The sequence below is a fragment of the Paenibacillus sp. J22R3 genome (genome assembly GCF_056269305.1).
Genome location: NZ_JBWDNS010000002.1, coordinates 199,939 through 217,070 on the forward strand (window position 1 = coordinate 199,939; position 17,132 = coordinate 217,070).

Genomic DNA, 17,132 nt, shown 5'->3' on the forward strand with positions numbered 1-17,132 from the left:
ATTTCTCTCTGCTCCTTCTCTCTCCTGCGTACGCATTTTCATTGATTGTAGCGGAAATCAGAGGCAGGAACAACCCTAACCCTTATGTCGACATTGTAAATTGCTGACGATAGGAAGTCGGCGTCATGTTCTCACTTTCTTGAAAGCGCTTGTTAAAATAACTCGGGTGAACGTAACCCGACAACCTCGCAACCTCATTCACACTGAGGTCCTGTTGTTCGACGAGCAGCTGCTTAGCCCGCTGGATGCGGCACATCGTCACGAATTCGAGCGGCGTTTGACCGGCGGCGCGGCGAAACCACCTGCAGAAAGCAAAACGATTCGTTCCTGCGCGTGCCGCCCAATCATCCAGGTCGAATGGCTCGGCTGCAGCAGCCTGCAGCTCAGGCAGAAGCTTCAGCATCCGTTCTATGGCGGATGCACCGGCACTTGGTGCCGTAATAGGCTCGGCCTGCTCGGTGAATTCGGCAATAATGCCGTACATGAGCATGGAAATGCGGCTGGGATGGAGCATTTTGTGTTGATTGATTTCGCCAAGCAGTTCATCGATTAAGCTCTCGAGCACTAATGGAGAGCGTACTCGCCATCCGATTGAACGGTGGAAGCCCCTTTCGGTCAGATCAGCGAGGATACCGCTGCCGTAGAAATGAATCCACTTGAAATCCCATGGATGATCATCATCGGCGAAATACGCCTGTTTATCGCCCGGGAAATATAGAAAGGCATCACCTGCGCTCAGCTCATGGCGCTGCCCGTCATGCTCGACATAACCATGGCCAGAGGTAACCAGATGCAGGTTGAATTCCTGCAGCATACCTGCCGATCGGCGCACATCATGCCCTTTATTATGCTCGTAATATCCGGCTGACTCCGGGAAGCAATAGAACCTATTCCTTCGCAGCAGCGGCAGCGTCAAATGTTGCTTAGCCATCGGTACACTCCTTACATGAGCAATATCGTTGTAGTCTATGCAATATATTTCGATTTTTGAAAGTGAAATCCTTTACTATAATGATCAATATAACGATATGAAGGAGCGCAGATCGATGACGACTATGAAAAGAATCGCAATTGCAGGCATTGAGCAGGGCGTTACGCAGCTCATTCAAGGCTCTATGATGCTTGACATTAATCGAATGGATTATTCCGGTGAACTGCTTGATGCTTATGTAGCTGCCGGAGGCAACGCTATTGATACCGGACATATTTACGGCGCGAGCTCGGCACAGGCGATTGGACAATGGATGGCAGATCGCGGGAACCGCAGCGAGATCGTCATCGTCGGGAAAGGCGCTCATCCGTATGAGCAATCCCGTATGACCAAAACCTGTATTCAAAGTGATTTGGTGGAGTCGCTTGAGCGGCTGCAAACCGATTACATGGATATGTACATGCTTCATCGCGATGATCCGAACGTGAACGTCGGTTACATTCTGGAAGGCCTTAACGATCAGCTGGCTGCCGGTCGCTGCCGTGCAATCGGCGCATCCAACTGGAGTGTAGCTCGCATTCAAGAAGCCAATGCCTATGCTGCCAAACACGGGATGACAGGCTTCGCTTGCAGCAGTCCGAACTTGGCGCTGGCACGACCCAATGAAGCACGCTGGGCGGGCTGTGTGACGACAACGGCGGAGGACGAAGCTTGGCATGAGCAATCGCAGCTGCCGATCTTATCTTGGTCTTCGCAATCCGGCGGGTTCTTCACGGACCGCTATTCCGAAGATAATCGCGAGGACGCCGAGATGGTTCGCGTCAATTACAGCGCCGATAACTGGGAGCGTAAGCGCAGAGCGACGCTGCTGGCGGAGAAATACGGCGTAACCGCTAACCACATCGCACTGGCTTATGTATTGAATCAGCCATTCCCGGTTGCAGCTATCATCGGACCGCATAAAACAAGCGAACTGCATGACAGCCTTAAGGCATTGCCGGTTACGCTGACCGATGCCGAGCGCGATTGGCTGAACCTGCTTACAGAGAAAGCGGCGCTGTAGCATGCCAACATAACTGAAATTCAAAGGCGTTCCCTTGCACGAACAGACTGCTGCAGCCATGCAGCAATGAGGTCTGTTTCATGTGCCCGGGAACGTCTTTTTGCTTTGCCTGGGAGGAACTTGCGACAGGCGCTCGAATGCGATAGAGTGAGTTACAGGTTCATTTTGGAAGAGGTGTCAGGGTGAGTATTTATGGTGAGAAAGCGGTAAAACAGCGGCGGCGCGTTTCCATGGCTGTACTGCTGACAGTGGCGGTCGTGGTTGGATTTGCAGGGGGAAGGTTCAGTATGCTGCTTCAGTACCCCATAATGAAAGAGCCCGCATTCCGCAATTTATCTTACGCGTATAAAGAAATCATGAATCGTTATTTGGAAGGCGCGGATTCGAAGGCTCTTGTCGACGGCGCTGCGGAAGGCATGGTCGGATCGCTCGGCGATCCTTATTCGGTCTACTTAACGGGAGATCGAGGGGAGCAATACATAAGCTCGTATGAGGACCATTTTGTCGGGATCGGCGTAGAAATTCGTGAGGAAGACGGCCGGTTTATTATCGATAAATTGATTAAGAGCGCCCCGGCGGAGAAGTCGGGCTTGAAGGCAGGCGATGTGTTTGTCTCGATAGACGGAACATCGGCTAAGGGACTCGACTTAACGAAGCTGAAGGAGCTTGTGCAAGGCAAAGAAGGTACGACGGCGATGCTGACGGTTCAGCGTGAGGGCTCGAGTACACCGCTCTCCATCTCCGTTGTGCGTGGTGCCGTTCCGGTGCTCACGGTTACTTCGAAGATGTTGTCAGACGGAATCGGCGAGATTACCATCAGCCGATTCGCGGAGAAGACAGCAGATGAATTTAACGCTGCGATTGAAGCGCTGCAGAAGAAAGGAATGAAGTCGCTTCTGCTCGATTTGCGCGGCAACCCGGGCGGCTTGCTGGAGCCGACTATTACGATTGCTAATCGGTTTGTTCCAAAGGGGAAAACAATCGTACAGGTCGTGTATAAGGGCGAGACACGCGTCATTACTCATCAGTCCAAACAGAAAGAACCATGGAAGCTGCCGATTGCAATTCTGGTAGATGCTCATACGGCAAGCTCTGCCGAGGTGCTGACTGCAGCGCTTAAAGCAACTGCCGATGCCAAAGTCGTGGGGCAGAAAACCTTCGGCAAAGGGATCGTGCAGAACTTCCGTCAATTGAAGGATGGTTCTGTGCTTAAGCTGACGGAGGCGCAATGGCGTTCGCCGGATGGACAATGGATTCATAAGAAGGGCATTGAGCCTGATTATGTGGTGGCAGCACCGGATTATGCACAATTACCACGTCTTGCAGCCGGCTTGAAGCTGGGGATTGGCGATTATGGCGACAAGGTACAGACGGTGCAGAGCATGCTGCAAGTACTCGGTTATGCAGTAGGTGCTGGTAAAGGGATTTACGATGAGGATACAGCTTCAGCGGTTCGCAGCTTCCAAGCGAATGAAGAACTGCCGCAAACCGGTGCGATGAATGATAAGACCGCCTACCGTATGATGGTGAAGGTGACGAGTAAATTCGAGGTCGAAGATCCCCAACGAAACAAAGCGGTTTCTTTGCTTGAACCAGCTAAGTAGCAACTTTTTTGGCGAAATCGTCGTTAAAATACCGGAGTAAAGTCGAACGACAACTTCCATTGCGCGATTGGGATCGCTGTGATATGCTTGTAAGAATTTATCCGGAATTGGATTGCAGGAGGCGACATCTTTTGGCTCATTATTACATGGAACCATCCCGCACCTTTAGCGAATTTTTGCTGGTGCCAAATTTGACCACGAAGGATTGCAATCCTTCAAACGTAAGTCTCAAAACACCGATCGTGAAGTTCAAGAAAGGCGAGAAACCGGCTTATTCCTTGAATATTCCGTTCTCATCCGCTGTTATGCAGGCTGTCTCCGACGATCGAATGGCCGTTGCTCTTGCACGAAGCGGGGGAATCTCGTTTATCTTCGGCTCCCAGTCTGTGGAAAGCCAAGCGGAGATGGTGCGTAAAGCGAAGAGCTACAAGGCGGGCTTCGTTGTCAGCCGTTCGAACCTGACGCCAGAGCACACGCTGAAGGATGTACTGGAGCTCAAAGAGCGTACCGGCCATTCCACCGTTGCGATTACAAGTGACGGTTCACCGAAAGGCAGGCTGGTTGGCATCGTAACCGGCCGTGATTATCGGATCAGCCGAGACCCGCAGTCCAAGACGGTTAGCGAGTTCATGACACCGTTCTCGAAGCTGATTTACGGCAAGTCCGGGATTACGCTTTCGGAAGCGAATGATCTCATTTGGGATCACAAGCTGAACTGTCTGCCAGTTGTAGACGAGCAGGGCAATTTGGATTATTTGGTTTTCCGTAAGGATTATGACGAGCATAAAGAAAACCCATCCGAGCTGCTGGATGCGAATAAGAGTTATATCGTAGGCGCGGGCATCAATACGAAAGACTATACGGAACGTGTACCTGCACTTGTCGCAGCTGGCGTGGATGTGCTTGTTATCGATTCCTCAGACGGCTATTCGGAATGGCAGAAGGAAACGATTGCTTTCGTGAAATCAAACTCCGATGTCAAGATCGGCGCAGGTAACGTAGTTGACCGTGAAGGGTTCCTATACCTGGTAGAAGCAGGCGCAGACTTTATTAAAGTCGGTATCGGCGGCGGTTCCATCTGCATCACGCGTGAACAGAAGGGGATTGGTCGCGGACAAGCGTCGGCGATGATTGAGGTTGCTGCAGCGCGCGACGAGTATTTCCAGCAAACCGGCATCTATGTGCCGATCTGTTCGGACGGCGGTATCGTGCATGACTATCACATTACGCTGGCGCTCGCGATGGGTGCGGACTTCGTTATGATGGGCCGATATTTTGCACGGTTCGACGAGAGCCCGACTCGTAAGCTGAAGGTCGGCAACAACTTTGTAAAAGAGTTCTGGGGCGAAGGCTCCAACCGTGCACGCAACTGGGAGCGTTACGACACCGGCGGCAAAGCGGGCCTGATGTTCGAGGAAGGCGTAGACTCTTACGTTCCTTACGCGGGAAGCTTGCACGAGAACTTGAGCAAGACGATTCACAAAATCAAATCGACCATGTGCAACTGCGGATCGCTTACTATCGCAGAGCTGCAGCAGAATGCACGGATTACGCTGGTTTCAGCGACGAGCATTATTGAGGGCGGCGCGCATGACGTTATTTTGAAAGAGAACAGCATTGCCGGAGAATAAATAGAATAGGGCTGCTCGGATGGAATCTGCAACGATTCGCCGGGCGGCCCTTTTCTTTGTAACAGTTATATACTAGAAAAAATAATTACGCTCCACACGGCTGATCCGCACGCTGTAGGAGGCGTACCAGTCTGTTCTGCCTTTATCCTGCGCGGTTAGATGGAGGGGATTGGCTTTCCAATTCTTGATGGCATCAAGGGATTCCCAATAGGAAACGGTGATGCCGAGCCCATCGCTGTCGCGTGCGCTTTCTACACCAAGGAAACCCGGTTGTACAGAAGCAAGGTTACTCATCTGCTCGGCCATATCGCCATAGCCATTGTCGCCGGATGTCCGGAGCGAGGTGAAGATGACGGCGTAATAAGGAGGCTTCGGTGTCTTGGCGATGCCGGAAGGCTCATGAGGGTCGTTCGAATGGCTGCTCATCGGTATTAGTACCTCCCAAATGGACTAGATGGATTAGGATAACGTTTCCCAGCGTTCCCACATTTCTTGCGGGTTCCGTTCATACACTTCCTGCTCGCGGTACAAGTAAGCATGCATGATAAACTCGCGGCGAATGGTGGCGAAGTCGGGATGGAACTGTTTGATAAACTCGTTTAGCTCCTTCTCGGAGTAGCTTCTGCCTTCCTCCAGCTGGCGTGCCCAATGCTCCAACACAATCCGTTTCTTCTTCAGCTGAGCGGGGATATGCTTAAGCTTACCATCTGCAGTGATGAAATTGCGCAGAACGGATTGTTTCAATCGTTCGTTCTTCTCATCCATAGGTTCGATCTCCTTCGTTTCCTTTATTGCAGGCTGCGCAAGGATAGCTTGCAGCGAGCCTTCGTATTGCCTCAGAAAATAATGATCCAGCGAGAAGAAAATCGCATTCTTGTCGCGGCGCTCGTGAATGAGGCTGACTGCCCGCAGTTTGGCGGCATGATGCGTTATTGTAGCGGGGGATAGGCAAAGCTTCTCCGCAAGCAGTTGTCCGGTCATTTCACCTTCCGCCAGCAAAATAAGCATACGGATGCGAGTAGGATCAGCGAGTGCCTTATGATAGTTAACGATCTTGTCAAGCTGCATCATGGCTGTGGCCTGCCTTTCGATATATGTTAGATGTTCATCTAATTAGAAGATAATCTAATTAGATGAACATGTCAATCCGCAATATGTAAAATAGGCAACTAATGGATTCGCGGTTTCGCTAAGAACGCAATATAATAGGGATTTCGCTTGTCTATGACAACCGAAATCCCTATCGATACGAACCATTCCTATTCAATTTGGATACTGCAACTCCATTCCATTTTCCAAACAACAACCGTTGCTAATCAAATTTCACGCTGATCTTGCTCTTACTGTTGATGGATCCTCATTCTTGAATTTGTAATTGTTGTAAACTTCTTAAACCTTGCTTGTAAACCTACCTTAAGACCATAAAACTTAACCTGACCATTGATTCTATTGTCCGTCTTTGCTCACCGTTTCCCGCATGTCCCGAAAACAACTATACCGGATAACTCCTTTCCCGAATCATTGAGGGACATACTTCGCTAACCTTCTTCAATGGACTATCCCCTCTCAGAGAAAGTGGAGATCTTCTCGATCAACCTGCTTTCATCTCTACCCGAACCTCTCGGCTTGGGGGCGAGCTGCTTGTTTGATCTGACCTTAGTGTACAGGCAATTCGCCTATTATGTAAATATTCAGAAAAATCAAAATAATGCCAATGTGACAAGAAATCCGCCTATTATCTCTGCTTCTCTCGGGATTCTTTACAATTACTCCATATATCGAAAAATGTCGTTTTTTGAAAAAGGGAGAAATGATGTTGACAGAAAGGGAGTCGGGGCATATATTATAACCAGTGGTTAGTAACCGTTGGTTATGAAGTATCACAGCTACGAATAATCATGGGAAAAGGAGTGGAGAGTGAGTATGAAATCCGAGCAAATTTCTGAGCATGTATGGACTTTACGGACATGGATGATTATCCCCTTCCGGGTATGGGTGGTACGCGAGGAGGATGGCGTTACGCTGGTGGATGCGGGAATTCCGCTCATGACGAAGGGTATCATTTCTTTTATAGATCAATTGCAGGCTGGGCCGCTGAAGCGTATTGTGCTTACTCATGGGCATTCGGATCATGTCGGTGCGATTACGGGATTATTGGCTCGATACCCGGATGCCGAAGTCTATGCGCATGAGATTGAATTTCCGTATATGGAGGGGAGCAAACCTTATCCGGGGCGCAAGAAAGCGGGGCAGTCGGTCAAAACTGGCCTGGCAAAGCCGCTGGAGCAGGTTAATGGGGAGCTTGCCAATATCGCCAGCTTGAGCGTTTATCATACGCCGGGTCATGCACCTGGGCATGTCGTATACTTCCATAAGCAAGATGGCATGCTGCTGGCGGGAGATTTATTTACTTCGAAGAAAGGCCGTTTGCGCAAACCGATGGCGATGTTTACGGCGGACATGGCAGAAGCGATTCGCAGCAGCGAGATCGTACGGAAGCTGAAGCCGAAACGATTGGAAATTTGTCATGGGGGACCGGTCATGCAGCCCGCTGCACAGCTCGATGAGTATCAAGCTGCAAGCAGGGCGCTTTAACGGGAATGGTGCTGAAGAAGCTGACCGGTTATTACGACTAATCTGTCCTGCAGCTGCAACGGCTCCAACACTTGAATGCGAGTTCCGAAGCTGAGCAGGTGATAGGGGACGAAGGTTTGGAGCAAATGCTCCTCCATCATAAAGTGGGCGGTATCGGTATAACGGTTGACGAGCGCATCACTGAACAACCAAATTTCACTTAGTGCATTCAGTGCTTGCAGGCTGCCTTGAATGACGACAGAGGTGAGCTGAACGTCACCTTCGGGTTGTCGTTTTAAATTCTGAATTAGAAAAGAACGTGCCGAGAAGGCTTCCGGTCGCTCGAATACGTGGTCCGTTCCGTTCAGCGCCGTAATGCGGTCCACACGGAAGCTCCGCGTGGATTGCCGGAGATGGCAGTGGGCGATGATGTACCATTTGCCTCTCCAATGCACGAGGCCGTATGGGTCGATCGAGCGCTCCTGTTCATCCAGACCGTAGCCTTTCTGATAGACCATATGCTGCGTCGTGCAGCTTGCGACGGACTGCTCCAGCTGTTGAAGGAAACCCTCGATATGTGATTGTGGAGCGGATGGATTTACAACCTCGAATCCGACCATATGCCGTTCAATCTCGCTGCGCTGCGCCTCATTGGTGTAGCGTTTTAATTTTGTAACGGCTTGTTTCAGCACGTCTCCGTAGGGATATCCCGCTTCCTGTGCAAAGAGTGCGGCATGGATGAGCGCCTTTTGCTCCTCCAGATCGAAGAAGAGCGGCGATTCCTTGAAGTGCTCGAGCAGGCTGTACCCGCCATTATGGCCGGAGTCGGCTACAATCGGGACGCCGCTCGCACAGAGCGCATCGATGTACCGGTATACGGTTCGGATGTGCATTTCTAGGGAGTCAGCCAGCTGCTTGGCGGTCATTCGTTTGTTTGCTTTGAGCAGCCACAGAATGGCCAGCATGTTGTCTGCTTTGGACAAGGTGGCTGCCTCCTTATTATTTGGGAATAAAGCCGTCCTTGAACGGATTCAAGAATAGCTTAGGAATATCGGTTTCGAAGCGAACCAGCTTGCCGGTCGACGGATGCAAGAAAGCTAAGAGCCGCGCATGGAGACCAAGGCGAGGAATAGCTCTGGATTTGGAGCCGTACTTCTTATCGCCTACAATCGGATGCCCGATGTCTTCCATGTGGACGCGAATTTGATTTTTGCGGCCTGTTTCAAGCGATACCTCGAGCAGGGAGTAATTCCGATTGCTCTGCAACACTTTGTAATGCGTTACGGCATGCTGGGCGTCGGTTGGATTGGAGGTGGAGTACATTTTGAGCGTCTTGCTTTCTTTGAGATACGACGAAATGGTGCCTTCCTGCTTCTTGACCATTCCTTCGACAAGCGCGATGTACGTACGTTCCTTCACCGTGTCCTGCCATGTATGCTGAAGCTCCTGCTGCACGCGTTCACTCTTCGCGAACATCATGACGCCGGAAGTATCGCGATCCAGGCGATGGACAACGAAGATCCGATTGCTTGGATCCGTCAAGCGAACATGTGCGGTTAGCTGGCGATAGGCGGTCAGCTCCGACTCTTGATCGGAGGCGATGGACAGCAGTCCCGCTTCCTTCACAACGACGATGAGATCATCATCCTCAAAAAGAATAGAAAGCCCAATCAGCGGAGGCGCCTCAACGATGCGTTCTTTGGACACGGTCACGGTTTGTCCGGGCTTCAACGCATAGTTGAACACTTTCTGCGTCTTGCCGTTCACTGCGATTTGTCCGCGGCTCAGCATCGCCTTAATGGCGTTGCGGCCTTCGCCTTTGACGGTTTGGAGCAGGAACGAGAGCAGCTCGGCGTTCTCTTGCACGGGGTAGCTGCGGCTCGGTGCCGGCGCAGCTTGGCGCGGTGCTGCCGCTGCTTTGGCGGCGCCGCGCGAAGCGGACGCACCGCGGGAATCGCGCGAAGCTCCCGATTCGGATCTACCGAATGCCGTTGACTGCCTGTTCCCGGCATTCGATTTTTGCTTAGGTGATCTTGGTTGTTGCTTGTTATCCATCTATAAACGCTCCTAGTACGAATTGTATATTCATTTTACTATACCGAAAGAAACGCGGTCATACAAATAAGTCATTGTCGTCGGTGAGAAGGCTACTTGTGTTGTGGGTGTTTAAGATGCTCGAAATGTTACTGGTATAAGTTGGTTTTATATGTTGAAGTTTGCTTTCGGATGCATGAAGCGAATATCCGCTTCATGCATCAAAACGAGGTCGAAGAAGAGCGCATAAGAGGATATACCGCTAAAGAATGGGTACAATCGCTAAAACTACGGTAAATTCGTCCATATTTGAGGTTGTAACTATTAAGAGGATATCCCTCTAATAACATCAAAACGAAGTCGAAGAGGAGCGCATAAGAGGATATACCGCTAAAAAGTGGTACAATCGTCGAAAATTGAGCTCTCACCAACCCAATCAACTCAAACTAACCCCATAACAACCGTTCCGGAAGCTGAGAGTACATAAACCGAACTCTCACGAGCCCCATCCCTTCGCCGCCCAAACAAAAAACCGAGACGCAAGCGCGCCTCGGCTCCAATCTCTTACACCTGTACCCCTTGCCTCCGGTATACCTCCGGAAAATGCTCCCCGACCAGCAGCTCGCCCGGCTGGACGTTCACATAGGAGAGCATGACATGCTCGCCTACCGGCTCGTAGCGGGTATGGCCCGGCATATAATGAACCGCGATGGCGCGGCGTTTCATGTCGGAGCGATTATGCGGGCTGCCGTGCCAGGTCAGGCAGTGGTGGTAGCCCACTTGGCCTTTCTTGATTTCGAACGGCACCGCTTCGACGACGGCGTTGTTTGGCAGCATCTCCGGACGCTTGTGGAACGGCTTGAATTCCTTCGTGCTGGAGAGGTAGCGCTGATGATTGCCCCACTTGTGACTGCCCGGCACCATCCACATGCAGCCGTTCTCGATGACGGCATCATCAAGCGCGACCCAAGCACTCACAAGATCAGCAGGCTGGATGATCGGCCACAGCGGATGATCCTGATGCCAAGCAGTCGGTCCGCCGGTAACCGGAGGCTTATATTGAATTTGATCATGCCAGATCCGCAGCGAGTTGGTGTGCGACAGCTGTGCAACCTCCTCGCAGATGACCGGATGAGCGGCATGCTGCAAGAACCGATCACTCGCGAGCCAAATATTCACGATTTGAACGACTTTCTCGCTCGCAATCATTTTCATATTGTCGTAGGGGGAGTCCGATGAGAGCATATTGTGGTTCAGCACCGGCTTCGTCACGCTTTCACCATTCATGACTTTATCCAATTCTTCACGCAGCGCCTCAACCTCCGAATCGCTGAGCACGACGTCGCCTTTCAGAAACCCGTTGTTTTCAAATTCCTCAATTTGTGCTTGACTTAACATAGAATAATTCCTCCCTGACCCCTAGTTAGTTTGCTTTGCCTGAACTGCTATGTGCTAAGCATATAGCAGATTGAAAGCGGTGTATTTACACATACACAACAGGGCTTTGCACTTTTCTAATATTGTTTCTAATATTGTTTCAACTGTTGTTTCAACTATTGTGATGAAGGAGTTGAGCCCCACTTGTCGCTGCCACATCCCGAATATGTCATCGGAGCGATCGAAGAGCTGCTGCCTACCGTAAATTTCGCAAGCCATGCCCAAGCAGAGCCGCAAATGGTATTCGGACCCCGAATCATCCCGGATTACCAGCTATTCTACATCCTCTCAGGAGAAGCCGAAGTGTGTATCGGATCAGAACGCTGCATCCTGGGACCGGGAGACAGCGCGCTCTATGGCCCTCATTGTCCACATAAGTTGACCATTACCAGCGAGGTCGTCTTTATCGGCATCCATTTTACTTATCGCGGATCAACACTGGAGCCCGTGCATCCCGCTTTTACAATTGAGAGCTGCAGTGAGGAGACACTTCTAGCGAGCAGAAGAAGCAGCTATAAGCTCGACATTGCAGGCCAAGAGGGGCTGGAGTTGCCACCTTTCTTCACCATTCCGGGTCTTGAACCGATACTGATGCGGATTGTAAAAGAATACTTAAACGAACAGCCCGGCTACACGATCGTGATGCGCGCTCTAATGACAGAGCTGCTGGCCACAATTGTGCGGAACCAACTGACGAAACGTCCGAAGTCGCAGGAGCAGCGCAAGATCGATCCGGCTCTGCATGCCATGAATAAGGAACCGGAGAAGAACTGGAGCGTCGCCGAGCTCGCTGCGCTGTGCGGTTACCATGTGATCTACTTCTCTTCATTATTTCGTAAATGCACCGGAGAGAGTCCGAAGCAGTATCTCATCTCCGAGCGAATTCGCAAGGCCAAGTACTACTTGCTAAGCGGGGACAAAATGGAGGTTATTGCGGAGCGGCTCGGCTATGCGAGCGTTCATTATTTTTCGCGGAATTTCAAAGAAGAGACGGGGCTCACGCCAACGGAATTTAAACAGCAGTAGCACAAGTTTTTCAAGTTGTCCCATGGTTTTCTAGCATCTAGCAATATGCATTTGATAGACAAAATAGAGGGTGGATGATACGATGGTTTGATGTAAGATTTAGGGATTATTGGAGGAAACACGCGTGAGTCTGACTATGAAATTGAAGCAAAAATGGCTCTTATCCGTCTTATCCGCAGGACTTGTATTAGCACCGCTTTCCATGAACGTGAAACTGAATTCAGCTGAAGCCGCAACAGCAGGAACAGTAACAGCTCCGATAGCCTATGCCTCCGCAACCGCTGCTAAATCGAATAACCAAACAACTTCTGTCTTCGTAGACGGGAAGAAGCTATCGACCAACCCCTCGCCGCTAACATTGAAAGGTACGACTTTTGTTCCTATGCGAGTGATCTTTACAGCGTTAAGAGCAAGTGTTACCTGGGAACCTACGACCAAGACCATTATTGCTGTTAAGGGACGTACAACGATCTCCTTGCAGCTTGGCAATAAGAAAGCGGTCAAGAATGGCAAGACGATTCTGCTTACGCAAGCCCCGCAGCAGCTGAATGGCGCTACTATGGTGCCGCTTCGTTTCATTGCAGAGGCGCTTGGAGCCGATGTGCAGTTCGATCAAGCGAAACATGTGATTCGCATCACGTCAGCTGAGGTTATCGAACAGAAGCAGCAGCATGCCATGGATCTGGCTGAGCAAGAGAAACACCCCGTGCTCATGACGACCAAACAAATCGTCGCGAAGAACGATAATAAGGTCGTCATGATCATGACGGACACTGCGCAAGGCAGTGGAGTTGTCATTGGCAAAGATGAAATATTGACCAATTATCATGTCATTGCGGATGCGACCAAAGGAAGCGCGCTGCTTCTGGATGGGACAGAACTGGAAATCCAAGGCGTTGTCGGGTATAACGAGAATTACGATCTGGCTATCGTGAAGACGAAAACCGCGCTGAAGGTTGACCCTGTTGATATCGGAGTCGGCGCATCCAAAGGCGATCATGTCGTTGCGATCGGCAGTCCGCTTGGTTTGCAGAATACGATCTCTGACGGCGTAATCAGCAACATTACCTTTGATGGCGCACAATATTATCAAATCAGCGTGCCAATCGATCATGGCAGTTCCGGCGGCGGTTTGTTCAATGATTACGGCGAGCTGATCGGGATTACGGCTGCGGGTATTGATACTACGCAGGCTGATTTGAATTTCGCGGTATCTTCTATGAATATCTTAATGCTGAAATACGATTTGGAAGAAACGCCACCGAAGAAGATCGAATTTCTGCCTCCTACTCTTCCGGCGACACTGGTAGGGGAATCAACCGATACGATTAAGCTGCTGATCAAGGATGAGTTTGCGGAGCTGCAAACAACAGGCGGCACAACCGAGCTGGGTCAAATGGACGTGAAACGGGATGCGCAAGGCTGGCTCGTCGTAAGCGCCGTGATCGATCCGGCTATCTATATGCAGTATGGTCATGCGTCCAGTGAAGATTTGCGCACATGGGCACTGAATACCGGCTATGAGCTGCGTCGCATGCTCCCGGAAGATACGATCCAACTGCTTGTGTATTATGATCAAGAGTTTAGTTTCGAGCCGCGCGGCTTCGCGCAGGATGAAGTAACCGCGCTTGGCAACGGCAAATGGCGCGTGAAATTCCCTGTTATTTCGTATCAAGGCAAAGACAAAGTATTCGTCAGCGTCCGCGCATAGCGGATGGAGCAGTCCGGTTGAGCCAGGCAGGATGCGTTAGCAGCCGCCGAGCCCAAGGGGCTGCTCTTCTTTTTTAAGTTGATTTTCGTTACAATGGGATAGTTAGGCTAGTCCAGATTCATATTCAAGCCAATGAAGGAATGACGTTCAATGAAAGTAGTGCTCTCCACCTTAAACGCTAAATATATACACACCTCGCTCGCGCTGCGCTGTTTGAAGGCCTATGCGGAGAAGGATTTTGATATCGATATCGCGGAGTTTACGATTAAGGACCCTGCGATGAATATCGTCGCTGACTTGTTTGCCCGCAACCCCGATGTTGTGGGTTTCTCCTGCTATATTTGGAACATAGAAGAGACGATTACAGTGATCGACATGCTGCGCAAAATCAAACCTGAGATCCGCATCGTCCTCGGCGGTCCGGAAGTGAGCTACGACACCGCATTCTGGTTGGAGCGTCTGCCTCAGGTCGATTACATCGTTGTCGGAGAAGGGGAAGAGACTTTCCATCACTTGCTCACGGAGCTTGCGGATACGCGCAAATTCCATCTGGTGTTTGGCCTTGCCTATCGCAAGGAGCACCAAGACGGCCGACTGGAAATTATCGTGAACCCGCCTCGTCCGAAGCTTGATCTGGCAACGCTGCCTTCGCCGCATCGTTTCGAGGAAGATGTGCCGCGCCTTGCAAGTCGTGTTGTCTACTTCGAGACCAGCCGAGGCTGTCCGTTCAGCTGCCAATTCTGCTTGTCGAGCATCGAGGTCGGCGTTCGTTACTTCGATATGGAGCGAACCAAATCGGATCTGCTCTACCTCATTAATGCCGGTGCGAAGCTGATCAAATTCGTCGATCGCACCTTTAATATCAAGCGCGATTACGCGCTGGAAATTTTCCGTTTTCTCATCGAGAATCACGGCGGCTGTGTATTCCAGTTTGAAATCACGGCGGATATTATGCGTCCGGAAGTGCTGGATTACTTAGCGGAGCACGCGCCGCCGGGTATCTTCCGCTTCGAGATCGGCGTTCAATCGACCAACGATCTGACCAACGAAGCCGTGCAGCGCCGCCAGAACTTCATGAAGCTGACGCGAACGGTCATGAAGGTCAAGGAAAGCGGCAAAATCGATCAGCATCTCGATTTGATTGCCGGCCTGCCGCACGAGAACTACGATTCGTTCCGCAAGACGTTCAACGACGTGTTTGAGCTGCGTCCGGAGGAGCTGCAGCTGGGCTTCCTCAAGATGCTGCGCGGTACAGGCATGCGCCTTGACGCGGAGAAACACGGTTATATCTATATGGACCGTGCGCCATACGAGATTCTCGGCAATGATATCATGCCGTTCTCGGACATCGTTCGGATCAAACGAGTAGAAGACGTGCTCGAGAAGTATTGGAATGCGCATCGGATGGATCATACGCTCCTTTATCTAGTGGAGCGGGCATTCCCGTCCGCCTTCGACTTCTTCCAGCAGTTCGGCGATTATTGGGAAGGCCGCGGCTGGCAGAAGATCGGTCACCAGTTGGAGGATCTATTCTCACGGCTGTGGGCTTTTCTCACGGAAGCCCACAAGAAGGATGAATCTGCAACTTGGCAGCTTGATGTCGCGCTTGGCCTAATGAAGCTGGATTACTTCGTGAATCACAACTATAAGCCGCGCAAGGTCTGGTGGGATTTCAGCATGGAGAAGTCGGAGTGGAGCGGCTGGATGCAGCGTCTTGCTGAGCGTCCGGACGATGTATCGGAAGCTTTTGCAGCGCTGGGGCTTGGCGAGAAAGAGCTTCAGAAACATGCTGTCATTGAGAGACTGCCATTCCAATTGAAGCGGTATTTGGAGGAAGGCGTCGTTTCGACGGAAGAAGAAACGCTGCTGGTTGTCATCTACAGCGGAGGCGGCAAGGGAGATTCCAAGTCACCTGAATTCTTTACGCTATCGCTGGTTCCTTCCAGCTTAACTTGAGCCGGGTTGGCATATGGTGTAAACTCTAAGAGGTTTTATATAATCCGGACTACTAAGGAGCAGTGAACATGGTATATGCAGCTAATCAAGAGCGTTATGCGACGATGAAGTATAACCGTTGTGGACGTACAGGCCTTAAACTGCCTGCGATCTCATTAGGGCTTTGGCATAATTTCGGCGGCGTGGACAAGTATGAGAACGGCCGTGCGATGCTTCACCGTGCTTTCGATTTGGGTATCACACATTTTGACTTGGCGAACAACTACGGTCCTCCGGCAGGTTCTGCAGAAGAAATGTTCGGCCAAATGATGATCTCGGACTTTAAACCGTACCGTGACGAAATGATCATCTCCTCCAAAGCCGGTTACTATATGTGGCCTGGTCCATACGGCGAATGGGGCTCCCGCAAGTATCTGATGGCAAGCTTGGAGCAAAGCTTGAAACGGATGAACCTGGAGTATGTTGATATTTTCTATTCGCACCGTCCGGATCCGGAAACACCCCTTGAAGAAACAATGGGCGCGCTGGATCACATGGTTCGCTCCGGCAAAGCGCTTTATGTCGGGATCTCCAGCTACAGTGCAGAGCAAACGGCGCAAGCCATCGCAATCATGAAGCAGCTCGGCACGCCGCTTGTTATTCACCAGCCAAGCTATAACATGTTTGACCGCTGGGTGGAGAACGGTTTGCAGGATGTGCTGGAAGAGAACGGCGTTGGCAGCATCGCGTTCTGTCCACTGGCACAAGGTCTGCTGACGAACAAATATTTGAACGGTATTCCAAGCGATTCGCGCGCGGCAAGCGCAACAGGCTTCCTGAGTGAAAGCGCAGTGTCACCGGAGCGTATAGCACAGCTGCAGAAGCTCAATGCCATTGCAGCAGAGCGCGGACAGTCGCTGGCTCAGATGTCTCTGGCATGGGTGCTTCGCGGCGGTCGCGTCACTTCGGCTCTGATTGGCGCAAGCCGCGTCAGCCAAATCGAAGACAACGTTGCAGCGCTGAACAATCTCTCGTTTACGAGCGAAGAGCTGGCAAGCATCGAAGATATTCTGCGTCGTTAATCAAACTTATAAGAAACCTAGGAGGCATGCCTCCTAGGTTTTTCTTTTTGACAGGTTCAAAGGAGTGCCAATATAATGATTAATAATTCTGAGTACTCTACTAG

14 protein-coding genes are annotated in these 17,132 nt (G+C 50.9%); 8 read left to right on the forward strand and 6 right to left on the reverse strand.

Features of this window, described 5'->3' with window-relative positions:
• Positions 1 to 82: 82 nt before the first annotated feature.
• Complete coding sequence (locus AC0YN4_RS09195; RefSeq protein ID WP_475835651.1) at positions 83 to 931, reverse strand: helix-turn-helix transcriptional regulator; 849 nt, start codon at positions 929 to 931, stop codon at positions 83 to 85.
• Positions 932 to 1,046: 115 nt separating this feature from the next.
• Between AC0YN4_RS09195 and AC0YN4_RS09200 the strand changes: the two genes are divergently transcribed.
• The 3 genes from AC0YN4_RS09200 (at position 1,047) to AC0YN4_RS09210 (ending at position 5,229) form a co-directional block, all read left to right on the forward strand.
• Positions 1,047 to 1,994, forward strand: coding sequence for an aldo/keto reductase (locus tag AC0YN4_RS09200; protein WP_475835652.1), 948 nt, complete (start codon positions 1,047 to 1,049; stop codon positions 1,992 to 1,994).
• A 182-nt stretch (positions 1,995 to 2,176) separates the two neighbouring features.
• A complete protein-coding gene (locus AC0YN4_RS09205; protein WP_475835653.1) occupies positions 2,177 to 3,598 on the forward strand; it encodes a S41 family peptidase in 1,422 nt (473 codons plus the stop codon).
• A 131-nt stretch (positions 3,599 to 3,729) separates the two neighbouring features.
• Complete coding sequence (locus AC0YN4_RS09210; RefSeq protein ID WP_475781177.1) at positions 3,730 to 5,229, forward strand: IMP dehydrogenase; 1,500 nt, start codon at positions 3,730 to 3,732, stop codon at positions 5,227 to 5,229.
• A 72-nt stretch (positions 5,230 to 5,301) separates the two neighbouring features.
• On the opposite strand, the gene AC0YN4_RS09215 is transcribed toward AC0YN4_RS09210, so the two are convergent.
• Together AC0YN4_RS09215 and AC0YN4_RS09220 are read right to left on the reverse strand one after the other, a co-directional pair.
• Positions 5,302 to 5,655: an antibiotic biosynthesis monooxygenase family protein gene (locus AC0YN4_RS09215; RefSeq protein ID WP_475781178.1), complete on the reverse strand. Its 354-nt coding sequence runs from the start codon at positions 5,653 to 5,655 to the stop codon at positions 5,302 to 5,304.
• A 33-nt stretch (positions 5,656 to 5,688) separates the two neighbouring features.
• Positions 5,689 to 6,297 carry a DUF2087 domain-containing protein gene (locus AC0YN4_RS09220; protein WP_475781867.1) on the reverse strand — a complete coding sequence of 203 codons (609 nt, stop codon included), beginning with the start codon at positions 6,295 to 6,297 and terminating at the stop codon, positions 5,689 to 5,691.
• A gap of 855 nt (positions 6,298 to 7,152) precedes the next feature.
• Here AC0YN4_RS09220 and AC0YN4_RS09225 point away from each other — a divergent pair.
• Positions 7,153 to 7,824, forward strand: coding sequence for an MBL fold metallo-hydrolase (locus tag AC0YN4_RS09225; RefSeq protein WP_475836093.1), 672 nt, complete (start codon positions 7,153 to 7,155; stop codon positions 7,822 to 7,824).
• Here AC0YN4_RS09225 and AC0YN4_RS09230 read toward each other — a convergent pair.
• The 3 genes from AC0YN4_RS09230 to AC0YN4_RS09240 form a co-directional block, all read right to left on the reverse strand.
• A complete protein-coding gene (locus AC0YN4_RS09230) occupies positions 7,821 to 8,786 on the reverse strand; it encodes a helix-turn-helix transcriptional regulator (RefSeq protein ID WP_475835654.1) in 966 nt (321 codons plus the stop codon). The genes AC0YN4_RS09225 and AC0YN4_RS09230 overlap by 4 nt on opposite strands.
• Positions 8,787 to 8,802: 16 nt before the next feature.
• A complete protein-coding gene (locus AC0YN4_RS09235) occupies positions 8,803 to 9,858 on the reverse strand; it encodes an RluA family pseudouridine synthase (RefSeq protein ID WP_475835655.1) in 1,056 nt (351 codons plus the stop codon).
• 543 nt (positions 9,859 to 10,401) lie between these two features.
• Positions 10,402 to 11,235: a phytanoyl-CoA dioxygenase family protein gene (locus AC0YN4_RS09240; RefSeq protein ID WP_090977490.1), complete on the reverse strand. Its 834-nt coding sequence runs from the start codon at positions 11,233 to 11,235 to the stop codon at positions 10,402 to 10,404.
• A 183-nt stretch (positions 11,236 to 11,418) separates the two neighbouring features.
• Here AC0YN4_RS09240 and AC0YN4_RS09245 point away from each other — a divergent pair, with 183 nt between their 5' ends.
• From AC0YN4_RS09245 to mgrA, 4 genes are all read left to right on the forward strand, one after another.
• On the forward strand, positions 11,419 to 12,300 hold the full coding sequence (locus tag AC0YN4_RS09245; RefSeq protein WP_475835656.1) for a helix-turn-helix domain-containing protein: 882 nt from the start codon (positions 11,419 to 11,421) through the stop codon (positions 12,298 to 12,300).
• A gap of 136 nt (positions 12,301 to 12,436) precedes the next feature.
• Positions 12,437 to 14,011: a stalk domain-containing protein gene (locus tag AC0YN4_RS09250; RefSeq protein WP_475835657.1), complete on the forward strand. Its 1,575-nt coding sequence runs from the start codon at positions 12,437 to 12,439 to the stop codon at positions 14,009 to 14,011.
• Between the two features lie 150 nt (positions 14,012 to 14,161).
• Positions 14,162 to 15,967: a B12-binding domain-containing radical SAM protein gene (locus AC0YN4_RS09255; RefSeq protein WP_475835658.1), complete on the forward strand. Its 1,806-nt coding sequence runs from the start codon at positions 14,162 to 14,164 to the stop codon at positions 15,965 to 15,967.
• Positions 15,968 to 16,035: 68 nt separating this feature from the next.
• On the forward strand, positions 16,036 to 17,028 hold the full coding sequence (gene mgrA / locus AC0YN4_RS09260) for an L-glyceraldehyde 3-phosphate reductase (protein WP_475781184.1): 993 nt from the start codon (positions 16,036 to 16,038) through the stop codon (positions 17,026 to 17,028).
• Positions 17,029 to 17,132 lie beyond the last annotated feature (104 nt).

Coding starts and splice junctions, on each gene's coding strand:
- AC0YN4_RS09235 (WP_475835655.1), bottom strand. CDS start 9,858: ATGGATAACAAGCAACAACCAAGATCACCTAAGCAAAAATCGAATGCC.
- AC0YN4_RS09195 (WP_475835651.1), bottom strand. CDS start 931: ATGGCTAAGCAACATTTGACGCTGCCGCTGCTGCGAAGGAATAGGTTC.
- AC0YN4_RS09225 (WP_475836093.1), top strand. CDS start 7,153: ATGAAATCCGAGCAAATTTCTGAGCATGTATGGACTTTACGGACATGG.
- AC0YN4_RS09255 (WP_475835658.1), top strand. CDS start 14,162: ATGAAAGTAGTGCTCTCCACCTTAAACGCTAAATATATACACACCTCG.
- AC0YN4_RS09240 (WP_090977490.1), bottom strand. CDS start 11,235: ATGTTAAGTCAAGCACAAATTGAGGAATTTGAAAACAACGGGTTTCTG.
- AC0YN4_RS09220 (WP_475781867.1), bottom strand. CDS start 6,297: ATGCAGCTTGACAAGATCGTTAACTATCATAAGGCACTCGCTGATCCT.
- AC0YN4_RS09215 (WP_475781178.1), bottom strand. CDS start 5,655: ATGAGCAGCCATTCGAACGACCCTCATGAGCCTTCCGGCATCGCCAAG.
- AC0YN4_RS09200 (WP_475835652.1), top strand. CDS start 1,047: ATGACGACTATGAAAAGAATCGCAATTGCAGGCATTGAGCAGGGCGTT.
- AC0YN4_RS09250 (WP_475835657.1), top strand. CDS start 12,437: ATGAAATTGAAGCAAAAATGGCTCTTATCCGTCTTATCCGCAGGACTT.
- mgrA (WP_475781184.1), top strand. CDS start 16,036: ATGGTATATGCAGCTAATCAAGAGCGTTATGCGACGATGAAGTATAAC.